Raw genomic sequence first — 17,145 nt, 5'->3', positions numbered from 1 at the left:
GGACCCCCGAAAGACCTGTTCACCGGCTCGACTGCCCCGTCGCGGCGGCGACGAGCACCTTGCCGGCCAAGCCCGCCAGCTTGCCGCCGTCGAGCACCGGCCGGAGCCCGCGTCCGACGATGTAGTCGTCGAACGCCTCACGCGTGGTCCACCGCGGGGTGTAGCCGAACTCGCTCTTCAGCTTGGCGATGTCGACGACCCGGCCGAAGTTCAGCAGCCGGACCTGGTCGGCGGAGAAGTCCACCACCCGGGCGCCGCGCAGAACCTTGCCGACCGACGGCACCACGCTCCGCGGCATCGGCAACTCGACCCGGCCCGCTCGCCGGATCGCCTGCGAAAGGGTGAGTACCCCTTCCGAGCCGACGTTAAAAACGCCGGGCTTGTCCGTCAGCGACGCTCGCTCCAGGACGGCCAGCGCGTCCGAAGAGTGCAGCAGCTGGATGCGGGCGTCGTAACCGAAAACGGTCGGGACGACCGGCAGCGCGAAGTAGCGCGAAAGGACGGTGTCGGTCGACGGCCCGATGATGTTGGCGAAGCGGAACAGCGTCGTGGTGATGTCGGGACGGCGCCGCATCAGCCCGCGCACGTACCCCTCCATCTCGACGGCGTCCTTCGCGTACCCGCTGGAGGACGTCGGGATGAGCTCGGAGTCCTCGGTGAACACCGCCTGCGAGCGGGCGCCGGCGCCGTAGACCGCCGCCGTCGACTTCACCACCAGCTTGCGGACCAGGGGCGAGCGCTGACACGCGGCCAGCAGCCGCATGGTGCCGATGACGTTGACTTCCTTGATCGCGGTGCGCCGCCCGGGCCCGGCCGGGTGCGCGGTGCAGGAAGCGTGCACCACCGTGTCCACTTCGGCGGTGCTGATCACCTTGGCGATCAAGGGGTTCCGGATGTCCGCGCGGACGAACTCCGCGTGGCCCATGCGCTGCAGCACCGCTTTGTCCGGGGCGACCGTGTCGACACCGATGACTCGCTCGAAGTCGGGGTTGTTGCCCAGCCGGGCGAGGAGTTTTCCGCCCAGCTCCCCGGCCACTCCGGTGACGAGCACGATGTTCGACGGCATGCGACTCCCTGCGGCGTAGGGCGTGATGGGGGTGGACGATCACCCGAAGTGCGCGAGCCTGCACTCACTGGAAGCATCGCGCGGACACCCTTGAGATGTTACCGCTCTTCAGTGGTAGCTCAGGGTTGTCTTACGTGCTATTAACCGCTATTCCCCCGGAAAGCGACGAAGGCCTCACTCGAACGGGGGGACGGGCCCACCACATGGACGTGGCCCGTCCAGAGACTGGACGGGCCACGGCTACGCACGGCTGGCTTACTTGCCGGCCTTCCGTCGCTGCACTCGCGTGCGACGCAGCAACTTGCGGTGCTTCTTCTTCGACATGCGCTTGCGGCGCTTCTTGATCACAGAGCCCATGGGCGCTCCTTAGGTCGTCGTCGGTCACGCTGCCCGGCGCAGCGTCCAACGGGTGGAGCGCACAGGCACGAGCGGTCTTCCAGGTTACCCGTCACCTCGCGCGGGCCGGTCGGCGGGCACGTTGTAGCGCTGCGCGCCGCTGGCCACGGCGTGCCCGGCAACCGGTTCATCCCACGTCGTAATACGCACCTTGGAGGTACTCGTGCACTGCTTTCTCCGGCACCCGGAACGACTTGCCCACCCTGACGGCGGGCAGCTCACCCGAGTGCACGAGACGGTAGACGGTCATCTTGGAGACCCGCATCAGCGTGGCCACTTCGGCGACCGTCAGGAACTGGACCTGCCCGACTGCCGGCAGATCCTCCTTCTTGTTCGGCGACATGATTCACCGCGTCCTTCGACACGCGTCGCGCCACGAGGCTTCCCCACCTGTGGTACCGACACGCACGTGCTCTATCGAGAGTAGCGGGACTGGTGGGACTAATGCGACGCCTGTCACCGAGATGGGCTCCTACCAGCGCTAACGCACAAGCACTCGCGCGTGCAAGAGGGCTTCAATCGCCCATTACGGCTAATCCGGACACGAAGTACCCGGTTCGAGGGGGAGCCGGAGCGCCCGGACGGTGAACGAAATGGCGTGGTACCACCCGCAGACGAGCAGCAGATCGAGCGCGCCGTCCTCCCCGGCCGCCGCCACCAGGTCCGCCCACGCCTCGTCCGACAGGTCCGACGTCGCGTGCAGCTCGTCCACGGCGGTCAGCACCGCACGGTCCCCCGGGCCCCAGCAGTCGTCGGCCGGACTCCCGCCGGCCAGCGAACGGACCTGTTCGGCGTCGAAACCGGCCTTGCCGGCGAAGGCGGCGACGTGCACGCCCCACTCGTAGCCGGCGCCGCACAGCGCGGTCGTCCGGTCGATGACCAGCTCACGCTGCCGGACGCTCAGCGCGGATTGCCGAGAGAAGTAGTAGCGACCCCAGCTCGCGACCCCGCGGGCGAGGTCGGGACGCCGGGCCCAGACGCGGAACAGCTGGAGGGGCGGCCCGAGTTCGTCGAGCACCGCGCCGGTCTCGGCGTCGAACGGCGGCTCGAGAGGCACGATCCGAGGCCGCTTCGATTTCAGAGGCATGACCGGCACGCTAACATCGGTGCTTCGGAAAGGAAAGCAATGACGACTCCCCTGCCCGGCCACCCCGTCCGTGGTTCGACGACCGGCCGCCCGATCATGGCGCTGCTCGACCTGCTGGGACGGCGCTGGACGCTACGGATCCTGTGGGAGCTGCGCGACGGCGCGAAACCGACGTTCCGCGAGCTGCAGCAGCGGTGCGACGGCGTCTCGTCGAGCGTGCTGGCGACGCGGCTGCGCGAGCTGGGCGAAGCGGACCTGGCCGACCACGCCGGCGACGGCTACGCGCTCACCGAGCAGGGGAAGTCCCTGTTCGAGACGCTCGTGCGGCTCGACGCCTGGGCCGCGGACTGGCGGCCTCGTCAGTCTTCGTGAGCCTTGCCCAGCGCCTCGGACCGGTCCTTCGCCGCCTCGATCGCGTCGAGCAACGCCGCCCGGACGCCGTGCTTCTCCAGCTCGCGGATCGCGTTGATGGTCGTGCCGGCCGGCGACGTCACGGCCTCGCGCAGCAGCACCGGGTGCTCCTCCGACTCGGCCAGCATCTTCGCCGCCCCGACGGCCGACTGGATGATCAGCTGCCCGGCCAGCGCCCGCGGCAGCCCCAGCAGGATGCCGGCGTCGATCATGGCCTCGACCAGGTAGAAGAAGTACGCCGGACCGGAGCCGGACAACGCCGTGACGGCGTCCTGCTGACCCTCGGGCACCTCGACGACCTGGCCGACGTGCGAGAGCAGGTCGCGCACGACGGCGAGGTGGGCGGCGGTGGCGTGCCGCCCCGCCGAGATGGCGCTCATGGCCTCGTTGACCAGCATCGGCGTGTTCGGCATGACCCGCACCACGGGGACGCCTTCGGCCAGGCGGCGCTCGTACAGCGACGTCGGCAGGCCCGCGCACAGCGACACGACCAGCGACGACGGGCTCAGCAGCGGCGCGAGCTCGTCGAGCACCGGGTCGATGTCCTGCGGCTTCACGGCCACGACCAGGACGTCGGCCTGCTTCGCGGCTTCCTCGACCTCGACGCCGCGGACGCCGTAGCGCGCGGTGAGCTCTTCGACGCGCGCCGGGTACCGCTCGGTGAAGAGGAGGTCGCCCGGCTCGTGGCCGCCGTGCAGCAGCCCCGAGAGCAACGCCTCGCCGATCTTGCCCGCACCCAGCACCGCGATGACCGTCATGGCGTAAAGCGTGCCAAACGCGGCTCAGCCGCCCGGTGCCGGGGCGAGCCCGAGCTGCCGGGCCTGGCACACCAGCCGGCCCTGGGAGTCCACCACCGTGGCGTCCGAGTCGAACCACGACTCGTGCACCGACCTCGACTCGACGATCACCCGCAGCCAGCCCGGGGCCGGGCGGGTGCGCAGCAGGGCCGTCAGCTGGACCGTCGGCGCCCAGCCGATCCGGCCGAGGTTCATCACCACCGGCGGGTTGACGTCGGAGGCGAGCAGCGTGAAGTACGGGTCGACCAGGCCGTGGCGCGGCCGGACCCACAGCCGCATCCGCGGCGGCTCACCCGTGCGCCCGGCCAGGTAACCCGCGGTCGCCGGGTCGAGCCGGACCTCGCAGCCCTTGGCCAGGTTGAACGGGCCCTCGGTGCTCTCGGCCATGGCGAGCGCGCCCGGCGACGGCTCGACGGGCATCGACGGCACGTCCGTCCACTCCGGGCGCCGCATCGGCAGCCGCCCGGTCGTCACCCTGGCCTCGACGCAGCTGCGGCCGCGCTGCTCCAGCCGGACCTCGACGACCGTCGCGCGGCGGCCGACCTTCCGGACGTCCGTGCGCAGCAGCACCGGGCCGAGCGCGGGCGCGTGCAGGAACTCCGCGCTGACGACGAGCGGCTCCGCGTGCGGCTCACCCCGTTCGTGCAGCGCGGAGATCGCCGCTTTGGCCAGCAGGGCCAGCAGGAAACCCCCGTGCGGGTGCGAGCCGATGGCCCATTCCGCACGCAGCACCGCGGTGAAGGTGCCGTCCCCCAGCGACCGCGCCGCACTCGCCGTGTCGAAGGACACGGCGGTGCCGTCCGTTCCGCTCACGAACGCGCCGTACCAATGGGGGAATCCGGAGAGGTGACGATCAACGAGCGCGACGGGTTCACAGTCCGAACTTTACGTGTTCGTCCGGGATTAATGGACCCGGGAGTAGTCGTGTCCGTGGCGAAAGTGCGCAATTACTGCCCGAGGTGGAATCGCGCGAACAGCAATGCCTCGGCCAGGTCCCGGACCCGCTGGGCGCCGGTGCCGGCGTGCCGGGTGTTGATCTCCAGCACGATCTGCCCGGCGAAACCGCTGCTGACCAGCTTCTCCAGCAGCTGGGCGCAGGGCTGGCCACCCCGGCCGGGCACCAGGTGTTCGTCCTTGGGGAGGCCGGTGCCGTCCGCCAGATGGAGGTGCGAAAGGCCTTCGCCCATCCGCTCCGCGAGCGCCATGGCGTCCATCCGGGCTGCCGCCGTGTGGGACAGGTCGAGCGTGTAGTGCCGGAAACCGACGTCCGTGGGGTCGATCGAGGGCCGGAACGCGGAGACGCGCGAATTCTTCGAACCACCCGGCGGGCGCACCTTGAACATGTTCTCGACGGCGATTTCGATCCCGCTGGACTCCTCCAGCTCGTCGACGAGATCACCGAACGCGTCGCCGTACCGGCGCTGCCACCGGAACGGCGGGTGCACGACGACGGTCCGCGCGCCGAGCTCGAGCGCGGCGTCGACGGACAACCGCAGCCGCACCTCGGGATCGGGCGACCAGATCCGCTGGGTGATCAGCAGCGACGGCGAGTGGATGGACAGCACGGGCACCCCGGTGCGGCGCGACCACCGGCGCAGCGCGCTGACGTCCTGGCTGACCGGGTCGGCCCAGACCATGACCTCGACGCCGTCGTACCCGAGCTCGGCGGCGAGCTCGAAGGCGGTCCCGGCCTTGAGGGGCCACACGGACGCCGTGCTGAGCCCGACGGGGACCGGCTTCTCGTCTGTCACGCGCGCCATCCTGCCTCGTCACCGAGGGTGCGGAGCAGGGGCGTGCGCCGAAGGGGGACGCGGGTCACCGCACCCCGGCCGACGACGTCATGAACGACTCGTTCACCTCGCCGGACGTCATGAACGAGTCGTTCATGACGTCCGGCGAGCGAACGTCAGCGGCCGACGAGCAGCAACGCCGCCGGGGAGACCGTCACCACCAGGCCGACCAGCACCGCCAGCACCGTGGTCTGCAGGTCTTCGGCGCGGCGGATCTTCCGCACGATCCAGACCAGCGCGACGACCACCAGCAGCGCCGCCACCAGTGCGGCCGCGGGGATGTTCACCCACAGCCAGTTGAAGCCCAGCCACACCGCCGCGCCGCCGACGACACCCATCGCCAGCTGGCCGGCCAGCGCGAGCCACGCCTTGCCGGGCGACGTCGCGGGCTCCGGCTCGGCGACCGGCTCGGGCGCGTCGTCGTACTCGTCGTCCTCGTAGCCCTGCTCGTAGCCGTATTCGTCCTGCTCGAAGTCCGGGCCGCCGGCCGGGTAGCCGTCGGCGAACTCGCGCTCGTAGGGCTCGAGGTCGTCCGGGACCGGCGCCCGCGAGGCGCGGTCGCCCGGGGCGAACGGCATCGGCGGCGGGTACGTGCCCGTCGGCGGGCCCGCGTCGTAGGCGGCCTGGTAGCCGCTGCTCTCCGGCGCGAAGCCCTCGGGCTCGAAGTCGTCCTCGGGGTAGCCGTCGTCCGGGGTGCCGGTGGGCACCACCGGCATGACGCCGATCTCGGTGTCCTCCAGCTGCTCCTTCTGCCGGCGCTTGCGCCAGTTCGCGAGCCCGCCCGGCGACGACGGTTCGGGCCCGTCGGGCTTCTTCTTGCCCGGCGCCGGCGGGAGCAGCGGTTCGCCGGCCACCGCGTCGAACTGCTCGGTGTACGCCTCCTGCTGCGGCTGCGGACGGCGCGCCGGGCCGCGGCGCGGGCGGCCGGGTGCGGCCGGCGGCGGCGCGAAAGTGCCACTGGCCATCGGGCCCGGGACGTCGATGTCGGCGTCCGGGGTGCCGTTGAGGCCGTCCAGCCGGGCCGACAGCGGGCCGCTCGGCGGCGGCGTCGGCAGTTGCTGCGACGGCTGCGGCGGCGGGGTGGGCAGCTGCTGGGAAGGCTGCGGGGGCGGGCGGCGCCGGACCGGCGGGACGGCGTTGCGGGTCTCCTCGGCCGCGGGCGGCGGCGGGGTCGGCAGCTGCTGCGACGGCTGCGGGGGCGGCGGCTGACGCCGCGGCGCGCGCGGCGGCACGGGCAGCTGCGCCGACTCCTGGGGGCTCGCGAACTGCCCGGACTCCTGCGGCGGCCGCGGCGGCGGGCCGGCGAACTGGCCGGAGTCCTGCGGCGGCCGGGCGTACTGGCCCGACTGCTGCGGCGGCGCCGGCGGGCGCTGGTACTGGCTGGACTCGGCGCCGCCCGGGGCGGGCCGGCCCGGGGGCGGCGGGACCGGCCGCGGCAGCGGCTGGGAGTCCTGCGGGACCGCGCGGGGTGCGGGCGGCGGCGGGGACGGCGGTTCGGCGCGACGGCGCCCGGCGGGCCGGTTCGCCGGCGGCGGCGTGCCTTCACCGGCGACCCGGTCGATGATCGCCTGCGGGCCGGTGTCGCTCACCCCCGGGCGCCGGTGGGAACCGGTCGCGCCGGGCGGGGTCTCCGGGGTGGCGGGCTCGTCGTCGTCCTCGGCCGCGCGCCGCCGGCGACGGCGGCTACCGCCGTCGACCTGGGCACCGTGCTGGGCGAGCAGCTCAGCCACGGTCTTCTGCGGCTGGTCGCCTCCGGTCTGGTCCGTCATACCTGGTCGTCCCCTGCGCGCTCCGGCTCCTCGGCACTCGGTGAAGCGGTAAACGACGGCACGCCGGCGGCGCCGCGCGCGCTGAACGCCGACCTCTGCATGTCCGTCACCTCTCCACCGTGCCCGTCAACATTCCGGGAAGTCCAGCCGCCTGCTTTCACCGGTCCTCCTGTGCGCCGAAGCGCGCCACGAGGGCGGCTCCAGTTTCATCCGCGCCGGTGGAATGGTCCAGCCGCCGCAGGATGACACCTTCTCGCAGAGCCCACGGGCAGATCTCGAGTTCCGGCAAACCGAGCGCCCGCATCGTGGCCTGCGCGACGAGTGCGCCCGCCACCAGCTGGTGCGACCGGCTCGAGCTGACGCCCTCGAGCTGTGCGAGATCGGCCGAGGGCATCCGTGAAATGAAGGCCAGGAGCTGGCGCAATGCGGTGTCGGTGAGCGTACGTCGCACGCGCGGGCCCGCCGCCGAGGGGGCGGCGCCGGTCAGCCGGGCGAGCGACCGGAACGTCTTCGACGTGGCGACGACCCGGTCGGGTTCACCCCATTTGGTGACCTTCCGCGCGAGCTCGGTGAGCTGGTCGTCGAGCCACGCCGACGTCGCGACGAGCTCGGAGCGCGTCGGCGGGTCGTGCTTGAAGCGGGTGCGCGTGGTCCGGCCGGCGCCCAGGGGCAGCGATTCGGCGAGGACGGGCTCTTCGTCGCGGCCCATCGCGATCTCCAGCGAGCCGCCGCCGATGTCGAGCACCAGCAGCTGCCCGGCCGACCAGCCGTACCAGCGGCGGACGGCGAGGAAGGTGAGCCGCGCTTCGTCGACCCCGGAGAGAACCTGCAGCTCGACGCCGGTCTTGTCGGCCACGCGGGCCAGCACCTTGGCGGAGTTCTTCGCTTCGCGGACCGCGGAGGTGGCGAAGGCCATGACCTCTTCGCAGCCGAGCCGGGCGGCGGCTTCCTTCGCGGACTCGACCGCGGTCACCAGGTCGTCGGCGCCGGCCTTGCTGAGCTCGCCACCGGGGGTGAGCTGCTCGGCCAGGCGGAGCACGGACTTTTCGGAATGCATCGGCGTCGGGTGGGCGCCACGGTGGGCGTCGACCACGAGCAGGTGGACGGTGTTGGAACCGACGTCGAGTACCCCTAGGCGCACGGGGGTCCAGGGTACCGGGCCCAGCGCCAGGTCTCGAACTTGTAACCAACAACACTCGGTGCGGTAGCGCCCCGGCGCGCCTGCGCGGGGGCGATACCGCCCGAAACGGGTCTTACGTCTCGAACTTGTAGCCGAGACCGCGGACCGTCACCAGGTGCCGCGGCGAACCCGGGTCCGGCTCGATCTTCGAGCGCAGCCGCTTCACGTGGACGTCCAGCGTCTTCGTGTCGCCGACGTAGTCCGCGCCCCACACCCGGTCGATGAGCTGGCCGCGGGTCAGCACGCGGCCGACGTTGCGGAGCAGGTATTCGAGCAGGTCGAACTCCTTGAGCGGGAGCGAAACCTCGCCACCGTCCACGGTCACGACGTGCCGCTCGACGTCCATCCGCACCGGGCCGGCCGAGAGCACCAGCGGCGCCAGCTCCCCTTCGGAGCCGGGCTCGCCGCCGCGGCGCAGCACGGCCCGGACCCGGGCGATCAGCTCGCGCGCCGAGTACGGCTTCGTCACGTAGTCGTCCGCGCCGAGCTCCAGCCCGACGACCTTGTCGATCTCGCTGTCGCGGGCGGTCACCATGATCACCGGAACGGCCGAGCGCTGGCGCAGCTGCTTGCAGACGTCGGTGCCGCTCATCCCCGGCAGCATCAGGTCGAGCAGCACGATGTCGGCGCCGTTGCGGTCGAACTCCTCCAGCGCGGCCTGGCCCGTGCCCGCGACGGCCGCGGTGAACCCTTCCTTGCGCAGCAGGAAGGCGAGGGGGTCGGCGAACGACTCCTCGTCCTCGACGATGAGAACCCTGGTCACAGGTTTCCTCCATGATCTGGGCTGTCCTGCCCGGTAACCACGAGCCTCGGGGTGCGCTCGGGGGTCTTCTCCTGCCGTGGTGCCGGCGAGGTCTTGGTGGCCCGCGCCGGCTCGGGTGCCGGGTCGGGACGGACGTGCGCGGGGATGCGCAGGGTGAACGTCGAGCCGGTGCCCGGCCGGCTCCACAGCCCGACCGAGCCGCCGTGGTTGGCCGCGACGTGCTTGACGATCGCCAGGCCCAGGCCGGTGCCGCCGGTGGCGCGCGAGCGGGCCTTGTCGGCGCGGTAGAAGCGCTCGAACACGCGCTGCTGCTCGTCCTCGGCGATGCCGATCCCGCGGTCGGTGACGGCGATCTCGACCATCCCGTCGGCGAGCCGGCGGGAGATCGACACGGGGCTGCCGGCCGGCGAGTACGCGACGGCGTTCTCGAGCAGGTTGGACAGCGCGGTGACCAGCAGCGTCCGGTCGCCCTCGACGAGCAGGCCGCTGGGGGTGTCGGTGGTGACGCGGATGTCGGCCGACTCGGCCGAGAGCGTCGTCCGGCCGAGCGCCTCGCGGACGACCGCGTCGACCTCGACGACGTTGAGGTCCGGCAGCCGCTCGGCGCCCTGCAGCCGCGAAAGGGCGATCAGCTCGGTGACGAGCTGGCCGAGCCGGGTGGACTCGCGGAGGATCTTGCCGCCGAAGCGGCGGACCTCCTCGACGTCCTCGGCGGCGTCGAGCACGGCCTCGGTGAGCAGCGCGATCGCGCCGACCGGGGTCTTGAGCTCGTGGCTGACGTTGGCGACGAAGTCGCGGCGCACGGCCTCCAGCCGGATGGCCTCGGAGTGGTCGACGGCCTCGACGACGGCGAATCCGTCGCCGAGGGGCCGGACCTCGCCGAGCACCGCTTCCGGCTGGCGCCCGCGCGCTTCGAGCGGCGAAAGGTCGATCTCCATCGGCTCGTCGGTCTCGGCGACCTGTTCGGCGGCCTTGCGGGCCCGCGGGTCGGCCTGGTTGACCTTCACCAGGCCCAGCTCGTAGGCGCGCGGGTTGTGCAGCACCATGTCGCCGAACCGGTTGAGGACAACGACGCCGTTGTGGGACGAGCGGACCAGCCGTTCGAGGAGCTCCGCGACGGTCGGGCCCGGCGGCCGGGCCTCCTCGCGCCGGGTCCGTGCCCGCGCGACGAGGTAGCCGACCACCGCACCGGCCACCAGAGCTCCGATGGCCAGTGCGAGTGAAACAGGCGTGGTCACAGGCCGATCGTAAGCTGTGATGTGGCCCTTCGGCCTAGCGTTGGCCGCCTTGTCGTGAGCACCGCGACACCTGGGGAGGACTTGTTCGCCGGGGCGTCAGCCCACGTTCACCCGATCGATTCCCCGGCGAGACATTCCGGGTGATTCACCCGGTGGCGTCGAGGGTTTTCAGGTCATCGTCGGAGAGCTCCAAGGCCGCCGCGGCGACGTTCTGCTCGAGGTGCGCGACGTCGCCGGTGCCCGGGATCGCGAGCACGTGCGGTCCTTGGTGGAGGGTCCACGCGAGCCGGATCTGGGCCGGGGTGGCGTCGTGCCGGCGCGCGACTTCGGCGACGCGCGCGTCCTCGCCCTGCCCGCTCGCGACGGCGAAGAACGGCACGAAGGCGATCCCGCGCTCGGCGCACATCCGGACGATCTCGTCGTCCTCCCGGCGCGCGGTGAGCCCGTACTGGTTCTGGACGCAGACGACCGGCGCGATTTCGAGCGCCTCCGTCAGGTGGTGCGGCGCGACGTTGGAGATGCCCAGCTCGCGGATGAGGCCCGCCTCGCGCAGCTCCGCGAGGGCGCCGAAGCCGTCGGCGAGCGAACCCTCCCCGCGGTCGAGGCCTTCGCCGATCCGGTAGTTGGCGACGTCGAGGTGGTCGATGCCCAGCTCACGGAGGTTCTCTTCGACCTGGGCCCGCAGCTGGTCCGGCCGGGCGGTGTAGAACGCGCCGGTGAAGTCGCGGCCCGGCCCGACCTTGGTGGTGATCGTCAGGTCGTCGTACGGCGCGAGGGCGCGGTTGATCAGCTCGTTCGCCGAGCGCGGCCCGGCGAAGTAGAAGACGGCGGTGTCGATGTGGTTGACGCCGAGCTCGACGGCGCGGCGGAGCACGGCGATCGACGTCTCGCGGTCACGGATGCCGCCGTCCGAAGTGGACATCAGGCGCATGGCGCCGAAGCCGAGCCGGTTGACTTCGAAGGAGCCGAGCTTCCAGGTACCCGCCGCGGCGGCGGGAGAGGTGTTCGTGGTCATGGCTCCAGCCTCGCGACCTGGCCCGACCGCCGCCGGGAATGGCACTTTGCTGCCAGACTGGAATACGTGGAGAGAGTCAGTGACGTAGTCGTGGTGCGGGGCGAAGCCGAGCTGTTCGAGCGGACGGCCCACCTGTTCGCGGCCGCGACGGAGGTTTCGTGCGCGGCCCGCGACCTGCACACGTGGTCGGTGGCGCACCCGACGGCGCCCGAGCGGGAGCAGGCCGTGCGCGACACGAACGTGCGCAAGATGTACCTGCCGGGCGTGCTGTTCGACCCGGCGCTGGCCGGCCACCTGCGGTTCATGGCCACGCACGGCGCGCGGATCCGGATCACCGAGCGCGAGATCAACGAGACGATCCTGCTGGACCGGCGGATCGCGATCGTCGCGGGCGACAGCGTCGGCGAGGTCCGCAGCTACACCGTGATCAGCAGCCCGGATCTGGTCCAGGGCATCCAGTCGCTGTTCGAGGCGGCCTGGGCCGGCGCCACCGACCTGGAGTCCTACCAGGCGCGGTTCACCGAGCTGGGCGCCCGCGAAATCCTCGAACAGCTCGCTTCGGGCTGCAAGGACGAGACGGCGGCGCGCACCCTCGGCGTCGGCCTGCGGACCTACCGGCGGCGGGTGGCGGAGCTGATGGAGCTCCTCGGCGCGTCGTCGCGGTTCCAGGCCGGGGCCCGGGCCCGCGAGGCCGGTCTCCTGTGAAGCGAGCGCTGCTGGCACTGGTCCTGGTGACGTCGGCGTGTTCTTCGGCGGTCGCCGGCACGGCCACCCCGATCCCGGGCGCCGAGAACCTCGCGGTGATCGACGCCCCGGCCACCGCGGCCGGGCTCGCCGCGGTGAAGACCGCGGCCGAGGCCGTCTTCAGCTACGACTCCGCCGACAAGGCCGCCTTCGACCGGACCGCCGGGACGTACCTCACCGGCACCGCGAAGGCGCAGTACACCGCCCTGTTCGAGCAGGTCCGGAGCAGCCCGCAGCCGGTGCGCCTGACCACCCGGGTGCTGACGGCCGCGGCCCTCGAGCTGACCGGGAGCCGGGTGCGGGCGCTGACCGTGCTCGAACAGGTCAACGGCACGACGAAGGGCCTGGCGACGGTCGCGTTCACCGCGCTCGCGACCGGCGGGCAGTGGCGCCTGTCGGACATCGCGGTCAGCCCGGCCCAGCCGCCGCCCGCACCGCACCCCGAGGACGGCAGTGCGGCGGGTCTGCGCGACTCGGCGCTGGCCGGCGCGCGGGCGGCCGTGACCGCCTTGGCGTCGTCGGACAGCGCGGATCCCGAAGGCTCGTACGCGCGGGCCGAAGCCGTCACCGCCGAGCCGCTGCTGAGCGAATACCGGACGAACAAGACCGCGTACGTCGACGGGATCCGCAAGGGCGGCGTGCGGGCGGTCGTCCCGCCGGACCTGATGACCGGCGTGACGACCGTGACCGGCGACAAGGCGAACGTGCTGGTCTACGTGAACGTGCAGGTGACGGACGCCGCGGGCCAGACGACCACGAAGCCCGTGACGGCCACGCTCGACCTGGTCCGCGCCGACGGCCGCTGGAAGGCGTCCGGCCTCCGGTCCGTCACCACGTCCTGAAATGCCGTGAGGGGCACCTTCAGGGCTTATATGTCCCTGAAGGTGCCCCTCACGGCGTCGAGCGTCAGCGGCCCTGGTTGGCGACCGCGGCAGCGGCTTCCTTGGCGGCCTCGGGGTCGAGGTACTCGCCGCCCGCCTTCAGCGGCTTCAGGTCGGCCGTGAGGTCGTAGCGCAGCGGGATGCCGGTCGGGATGTTGAGGCCGGCGATGTCGGCGTCGGAGATCCCGTCGAGGTGCTTGACGAGCGCGCGCAGCGAGTTGCCGTGCGCGGCGACCAGCACGGTCTTGCCCGCGCGCAGGTCCGGCACGATCTCGGACTCCCAGTACGGCAGCAGCCGCTCGACGACGTCCTTGAGGCACTCGGTGAGCGGCGCGTTGTCGCCGAGGTTCGCGTAACGCGCGTCGCCGGCCTGGCTCCACTCGTCCTTCGGGTCGATCTCCGGCGGCGGGGTGTCGTACGAGCGGCGCCAGAGCATGAACTGCTCCTCGCCGAACTCGTCGAGGGTCTGCTTCTTGTTCTTGCCCTGCAGCGCGCCGTAGTGGCGCTCGTTGAGGCGCCAGTCGCGCTTCACCGGGATCCAGTGGCGGTCGGCGGCGTCCAGCGCGATGTTCGCGGTGGAGATCGCGCGGCGCAGCAGCGAGGTGTGCACCACGTCCGGCAGCAGCCCGGCGTCCGCCAGCAGCGTCCCGCCCTTGCGCGCTTCGCCCTCGCCCTGCTCCGAAAGCGGTACGTCCACCCAGCCGGTGAACAGGTTTTCCGCGTTCCACGTGCTCTGCCCGTGCCGCAGCAGCACCAACGTCCCAATCTCGGCCATGGCCCCAGCCTGCCAGAACGGACCAGTGCGCCCACCGGTGACCTCCGGCATCGGCGTGTCCTACGGAGAGTGTGTTACCCCGGAGTAACACCTCACCCTTCATCAAGTCCAAGTGCCAACAACGCGCAAAATCCGGGCAGCAGGCTGCACTCCGTTATCGTCGCGGACAAAGTTCACTCGAACGGACTAGTGAGTAGTCTTGTGATTACAGGTCGAGATCTGACAGGTTGACTTACGTCCTGAGCGGCCGGATTCCACGCACTCCCCGGCCGTTTCGGGCTTCGACCGCGGCTCGTCTCCCCCCTGCCGAGCCGCGGCCCGCCGGCCCCGTTGGCATCCCCCTCGTCACCGGGTCCTGATCGGCGGGAACTTCAGCGGGGCGGCTCGAGATCGCGACTCCCCCCTCCCTCGAGCCGTCCCGCCTGTTCCGCTCACCTCTCTCGGGCCCGGCGCAGGCTCACCCCTCGGTGGGCACCGGCGCCGGCTTCACCGGACGGCGACGGCGGTTCAGCCGCCAGCCGGCCCACGCCAGGGGCACCACGATCAGCAGGAACGGCGCGATCGCGCCCAGCACCGTCAGCAGGCCCCCGCCGAAGGTCAGGAACGCGTCCCAGCCGCCGGCCAGACCACCGAGGAACCCGCTGCGATCCTCGGAAACCGGCGCCGGCGCGGCCACGCTGCGGATGCTCATCGCCACCGTCGCCATCGCGACACTGCCCGCCAGGGAGTTCCGCTGCTGCTCCAACGACTCGAGCGCCGACTCACGACTCGTCAGCTCGCTTTCGATCGACGTGATGTCCGACACCGAAGTCGCCTGCGAGAGCAGCGCGCGGATCCGTTCGACCGACTTCCGCTGCGTCGCCAGCCGCGCTTCGACGTCCACGACCTGCTCGGTCACGTCCTGGGTGTTCAGCTCGCGCTTGACCAACGACGAGCCCAGGTGCGAAAGCTGGTCGAGCACCGGGTCCAGCTTGTCCGCGGGCACCGCCAGCGACAGCGTCGCCGAGGTCTCGCCCGTGGCCTCCTGCCCGGTGTAGCCGCCGGCGCCCAGCGCGATCCCGCGGGCCTCCGCGACGACGTCGACGACCTTGGTGGCGGTCAGCTCCAGCCGGGCACTGCGTGAGAGCTTCCGGTCGGTGGCGCCGGCCTGCGGCGGCGTGACCTGCTGTCCCTTGCCTTGTTCGGGCTTCCCGGTGTTACCGGTGCCCTGCTGCGGCGCGGCGGGCACGCGCGCCGAACCCGCGCTGTCCGCCATGGGCGCCGCCCCGTTCTCGTTCGCCGAGCACCCGGCCAGCACGAACGCCACACCCGCGACCGCGAGCGCGGCTCTCCATCGAGTCCGCATCCTGCGTCTCCCTCCAGTTTCGACTGGCGGTGAGACGGATGTCCGGTTCAGCCCCGTTGCACGGGCCGGGTCACGACTCGGTCAAGCCCGGTTCGTGCGGCTTCGCGGGCGCCACGAGGTGCTTGAACGCCTCCAGGTTGGCCAGCGACTCGCCGCGGGAGACGCGCCAGTCCCACTCGCGCTTGATCGACGTCGCGAAGCCGATCTCCAGGAGCGTGTTGAAGTCGCCGTCGGCGGCCTCCAGGACCTGGCCGAGCACCTTGTCGAGCTCGTCGGCGGACATCGTGTCCTTGCCGAACCGGCCGACCAGGTAGATGTCGCCGAGACTGTCCACTGTGTAGTGCACGCCGTACAGCTTCGCGTTGCGCCGCAACAGAAACCGGTAAACGTCCTCATGGGACTCATCGGGACGTCGGCAGACGAAGGCCTCCACCGAAAACGCGTGGTCGCCGTCGACGAGCCACGCGTTCGTCTGCAGCTTCTTCGTCCCCGGCAACGTGACGAAGTACTTGCCAGGACCGCGCTTGTCGTACTTCAGCTCCGAAGAGTCCAAAGTAGACTGGATCAGCTCGTCCAGGCTCACACCGCCACCTCCGCGCGCAGGTCCAGCGCGTGCCGGAAAGCGCTGGTGGCCTGAGCATAGATGTCCAGGAGCGCGTCCGTCGTGCGGCGCCAGGAGAACCGCCGCGCGTGCACGACGGCGTTGGCGCCCATCTCGGCGCGCCGGTCCGGGCGCAGGGCGACGGCGGCCAGCGCGTCCGCCCACTCCTCGGCGCCGTGCCCGGGGACCAGCAGGCCGGACACGCCGTGCGGCACCGCCACCGGCAGCCCGCCGACCTCGGCCGCGACCACCGGCGTCCCGCAGGCCTGCGCCTCCAGGGCGACCAGCCCGAACGACTCGTTGTAACTGGGCACCGCGACGACGTCGGCGGCGCGGAAGACCCGGGCGAGCGCCTCGCCCGGCTGCGGCGGCAGGAACCGGACCTGCCGCTCGATGCCGAGGGTGACGGCGAGCTCGCGCAGGGCCTGCGGCTGCTCCAGCCCGGTGCCCGACGGCCCGCCGACGATCAGCACGACCAGGCGAGGGGCCAGCTCGGGACGGCGGCGCAGCAGGGCCGCCGCGGCGTGCAGCAGCACGTCCGGCGCCTTGAGCGGCTGGATCCGGCCGGCGAAGGCCAGCACGACGTCGTCGGCGGCCAAGCCCAGCTCGGCCCGCGCGACGGCCTGCGAGCCCGGCGTGAAGCGTTCGAGGTCGACGCCCGGCGGCACGGCGTGCACCGCGTGCGGCTCGGCGTCGTAGAGGTCGATGAGCTGACGGGCTTCGACCGCGGTGTTGGCGACCAGCCGGTCGGCCTCGGCGACCACCTGCTCCTCGCCGATCACGCGGACGCGCGGCTCGGGCTTGTCCCCTTCGGCGAGCGCGGCGTTCTTGACCTTCGCCAGGGTGTGCGCGGTGTGCACCAGCGGCACGGACCACCGGTCGCGGGCGAGCCAGCCGACCTGGCCCGACAGCCAGTAGTGCGAGTGGATGAGGTCGTAGTACCCGGGCTCGTGGAACGCCTCGGTGCGCAGCACGCCGGAGGTGAACGCGCACAGCTGCGCGGGCAGCTCGTCGCGGCTCAGCGGCTCGAAGGGCCCGGCCTGCACGTGCCGGACGGTGACGCCCGGCGCCAGCTCGGCCACCGGCGGCTGGTCCGACGCCGTCGCGCGGGTGAACACCTCGACCTCGACCCCGAGGCGGGCCATCTCCATCGCCGTCTGGCTGACGTAGACGTTCATCCCGCCGGCGTCGCCGGTCCCCGGCTGTTCGAGCGGCGAAGTGTGCACGGACAGCACCGCGACCCGTCGCGGCGCAGCACGGAACCCCCGGATGGAGCTGGTCACCTGG

Annotated in this window: 19 protein-coding genes; 3 read left to right on the top strand and 16 right to left on the bottom strand. The window is 71.9% G+C overall.

Translation table 11 applies throughout. The features are described from left to right. Positions 1 to 19: 19 nt before the first annotated feature. The 4 genes from AB0C38_RS30900 to AB0C38_RS30885 form a co-directional block, all read right to left on the bottom strand. Positions 20 to 1,066 (bottom strand): NAD-dependent epimerase/dehydratase family protein, encoded by a 1,047-nt coding sequence (locus AB0C38_RS30900; RefSeq protein ID WP_360680160.1) that lies wholly within the window; start codon positions 1,064 to 1,066, stop codon positions 20 to 22. A gap of 255 nt (positions 1,067 to 1,321) precedes the next feature. Beyond that, a complete protein-coding gene (locus AB0C38_RS30895) occupies positions 1,322 to 1,423 on the bottom strand; it encodes an AURKAIP1/COX24 domain-containing protein (protein ID WP_007030867.1) in 102 nt (33 codons plus the stop codon). 166 nt (positions 1,424 to 1,589) lie between these two features. After that, on the bottom strand, positions 1,590 to 1,805 hold the full coding sequence (locus tag AB0C38_RS30890; protein ID WP_013222402.1) for a helix-turn-helix domain-containing protein: 216 nt from the start codon (positions 1,803 to 1,805) through the stop codon (positions 1,590 to 1,592). A gap of 189 nt (positions 1,806 to 1,994) precedes the next feature. Further along, positions 1,995 to 2,549, bottom strand: a complete 555-nt coding sequence (locus AB0C38_RS30885) for a carboxymuconolactone decarboxylase family protein (RefSeq protein WP_360680157.1) — start codon at positions 2,547 to 2,549, stop codon at positions 1,995 to 1,997. Positions 2,550 to 2,588: 39 nt separating this feature from the next. Here AB0C38_RS30885 and AB0C38_RS30880 point away from each other — a divergent pair, with 39 nt between their 5' ends. Next, positions 2,589 to 2,921 carry a helix-turn-helix domain-containing protein gene (locus AB0C38_RS30880; protein ID WP_360680154.1) on the top strand — a complete coding sequence of 111 codons (333 nt, stop codon included), beginning with the start codon at positions 2,589 to 2,591 and terminating at the stop codon, positions 2,919 to 2,921. On the opposite strand, the gene proC is transcribed toward AB0C38_RS30880, so the two are convergent. The 8 genes from proC to AB0C38_RS30840 all read right to left on the bottom strand — a co-directional run bounded on the left by proC (position 2,909) and on the right by AB0C38_RS30840 (position 11,512). Beyond that, positions 2,909 to 3,718, bottom strand: coding sequence for a pyrroline-5-carboxylate reductase (gene proC / locus AB0C38_RS30875; protein ID WP_360680150.1), 810 nt, complete (start codon positions 3,716 to 3,718; stop codon positions 2,909 to 2,911). The two genes, AB0C38_RS30880 and proC, sit on opposite strands and share 13 nt — an antisense overlap. 24 nt (positions 3,719 to 3,742) lie before the next feature. After that, positions 3,743 to 4,570, bottom strand: a complete 828-nt coding sequence (locus AB0C38_RS30870) for a thioesterase family protein (RefSeq protein WP_360680147.1) — start codon at positions 4,568 to 4,570, stop codon at positions 3,743 to 3,745. 134 nt (positions 4,571 to 4,704) lie between these two features. Then, positions 4,705 to 5,517 carry a sugar phosphate isomerase/epimerase family protein gene (locus AB0C38_RS30865; protein WP_360680144.1) on the bottom strand — a complete coding sequence of 271 codons (813 nt, stop codon included), beginning with the start codon at positions 5,515 to 5,517 and terminating at the stop codon, positions 4,705 to 4,707. Between the two features lie 146 nt (positions 5,518 to 5,663). Further along, on the bottom strand, positions 5,664 to 7,316 hold the full coding sequence (locus AB0C38_RS30860; RefSeq protein WP_360680141.1) for a hypothetical protein: 1,653 nt from the start codon (positions 7,314 to 7,316) through the stop codon (positions 5,664 to 5,666). Positions 7,317 to 7,473: 157 nt separating this feature from the next. After that, complete coding sequence (locus tag AB0C38_RS30855; protein WP_360680138.1) at positions 7,474 to 8,457, bottom strand: Ppx/GppA phosphatase family protein; 984 nt, start codon at positions 8,455 to 8,457, stop codon at positions 7,474 to 7,476. A 112-nt stretch (positions 8,458 to 8,569) separates the two neighbouring features. Next, entirely contained in the window at positions 8,570 to 9,259 is a 690-nt protein-coding gene (locus AB0C38_RS30850; protein WP_285482158.1) for a response regulator transcription factor, read from the bottom strand. Continuing rightward, on the bottom strand, positions 9,256 to 10,497 hold the full coding sequence (locus AB0C38_RS30845; RefSeq protein WP_360680134.1) for an ATP-binding protein: 1,242 nt from the start codon (positions 10,495 to 10,497) through the stop codon (positions 9,256 to 9,258). Before AB0C38_RS30845 ends, AB0C38_RS30850 begins: the two co-directional genes overlap by 4 nt. 145 nt (positions 10,498 to 10,642) lie before the next feature. Further along, positions 10,643 to 11,512: an oxidoreductase gene (locus AB0C38_RS30840; protein WP_360680131.1), complete on the bottom strand. Its 870-nt coding sequence runs from the start codon at positions 11,510 to 11,512 to the stop codon at positions 10,643 to 10,645. 66 nt (positions 11,513 to 11,578) lie between these two features. Between AB0C38_RS30840 and AB0C38_RS30835 the strand changes: the two genes are divergently transcribed. Both AB0C38_RS30835 and AB0C38_RS30830 read left to right on the top strand, forming a co-directional pair. After that, positions 11,579 to 12,217: a DNA-binding response regulator gene (locus tag AB0C38_RS30835; protein ID WP_360680128.1), complete on the top strand. Its 639-nt coding sequence runs from the start codon at positions 11,579 to 11,581 to the stop codon at positions 12,215 to 12,217. Continuing rightward, positions 12,214 to 13,098, top strand: a complete 885-nt coding sequence (locus AB0C38_RS30830; protein WP_360680125.1) for a hypothetical protein — start codon at positions 12,214 to 12,216, stop codon at positions 13,096 to 13,098. Before AB0C38_RS30835 ends, AB0C38_RS30830 begins: the two co-directional genes overlap by 4 nt. A gap of 64 nt (positions 13,099 to 13,162) precedes the next feature. Here the strand turns inward: AB0C38_RS30830 and AB0C38_RS30825 are convergent, their stop codons facing one another. The 4 genes from AB0C38_RS30825 to mshA form a co-directional block, all read right to left on the bottom strand. Further along, on the bottom strand, positions 13,163 to 13,912 hold the full coding sequence (locus AB0C38_RS30825) for a phosphoglyceromutase (protein WP_360680122.1): 750 nt from the start codon (positions 13,910 to 13,912) through the stop codon (positions 13,163 to 13,165). Positions 13,913 to 14,369: 457 nt separating this feature from the next. Next, positions 14,370 to 15,257 (bottom strand): DUF4349 domain-containing protein, encoded by an 888-nt coding sequence (locus AB0C38_RS30820; protein ID WP_360680119.1) that lies wholly within the window; start codon positions 15,255 to 15,257, stop codon positions 14,370 to 14,372. 70 nt (positions 15,258 to 15,327) lie between these two features. Next, on the bottom strand, positions 15,328 to 15,840 hold the full coding sequence (locus AB0C38_RS30815) for a YbjN domain-containing protein (protein ID WP_360680116.1): 513 nt from the start codon (positions 15,838 to 15,840) through the stop codon (positions 15,328 to 15,330). Beyond that, the gene (gene mshA, locus AB0C38_RS30810) at positions 15,837 to 17,141 is read right to left on the bottom strand and encodes a D-inositol-3-phosphate glycosyltransferase (protein ID WP_360680113.1); all 1,305 of its coding nucleotides are present in this window, start codon (positions 17,139 to 17,141) and stop codon (positions 15,837 to 15,839) included. Before mshA ends, AB0C38_RS30815 begins: the two co-directional genes overlap by 4 nt. Positions 17,142 to 17,145: the final 4 nt, after the last annotated feature.

The organism is Amycolatopsis sp. NPDC048633 (assembly GCF_040650695.1).
GTDB lineage: Bacteria > Actinomycetota > Actinomycetes > Mycobacteriales > Pseudonocardiaceae > Amycolatopsis.
This window is presented reverse-complemented; position numbering and strand designations above follow the sequence as displayed.

Coding starts and splice junctions, on each gene's coding strand:
- AB0C38_RS30825 (WP_360680122.1), bottom strand. CDS start 13,912: ATGGCCGAGATTGGGACGTTGGTGCTGCTGCGGCACGGGCAGAGCACG.
- AB0C38_RS30865 (WP_360680144.1), bottom strand. CDS start 5,517: ATGGCGCGCGTGACAGACGAGAAGCCGGTCCCCGTCGGGCTCAGCACG.
- AB0C38_RS30890 (WP_013222402.1), bottom strand. CDS start 1,805: ATGTCGCCGAACAAGAAGGAGGATCTGCCGGCAGTCGGGCAGGTCCAG.
- proC (WP_360680150.1), bottom strand. CDS start 3,718: ATGACGGTCATCGCGGTGCTGGGTGCGGGCAAGATCGGCGAGGCGTTG.
- AB0C38_RS30885 (WP_360680157.1), bottom strand. CDS start 2,549: ATGCCTCTGAAATCGAAGCGGCCTCGGATCGTGCCTCTCGAGCCGCCG.
- AB0C38_RS30900 (WP_360680160.1), bottom strand. CDS start 1,066: ATGCCGTCGAACATCGTGCTCGTCACCGGAGTGGCCGGGGAGCTGGGC.
- AB0C38_RS30840 (WP_360680131.1), bottom strand. CDS start 11,512: ATGACCACGAACACCTCTCCCGCCGCCGCGGCGGGTACCTGGAAGCTC.
- AB0C38_RS30895 (WP_007030867.1), bottom strand. CDS start 1,423: ATGGGCTCTGTGATCAAGAAGCGCCGCAAGCGCATGTCGAAGAAGAAG.
- AB0C38_RS30880 (WP_360680154.1), top strand. CDS start 2,589: ATGACGACTCCCCTGCCCGGCCACCCCGTCCGTGGTTCGACGACCGGC.
- AB0C38_RS30820 (WP_360680119.1), bottom strand. CDS start 15,257: ATGCGGACTCGATGGAGAGCCGCGCTCGCGGTCGCGGGTGTGGCGTTC.
- AB0C38_RS30860 (WP_360680141.1), bottom strand. CDS start 7,316: ATGACGGACCAGACCGGAGGCGACCAGCCGCAGAAGACCGTGGCTGAG.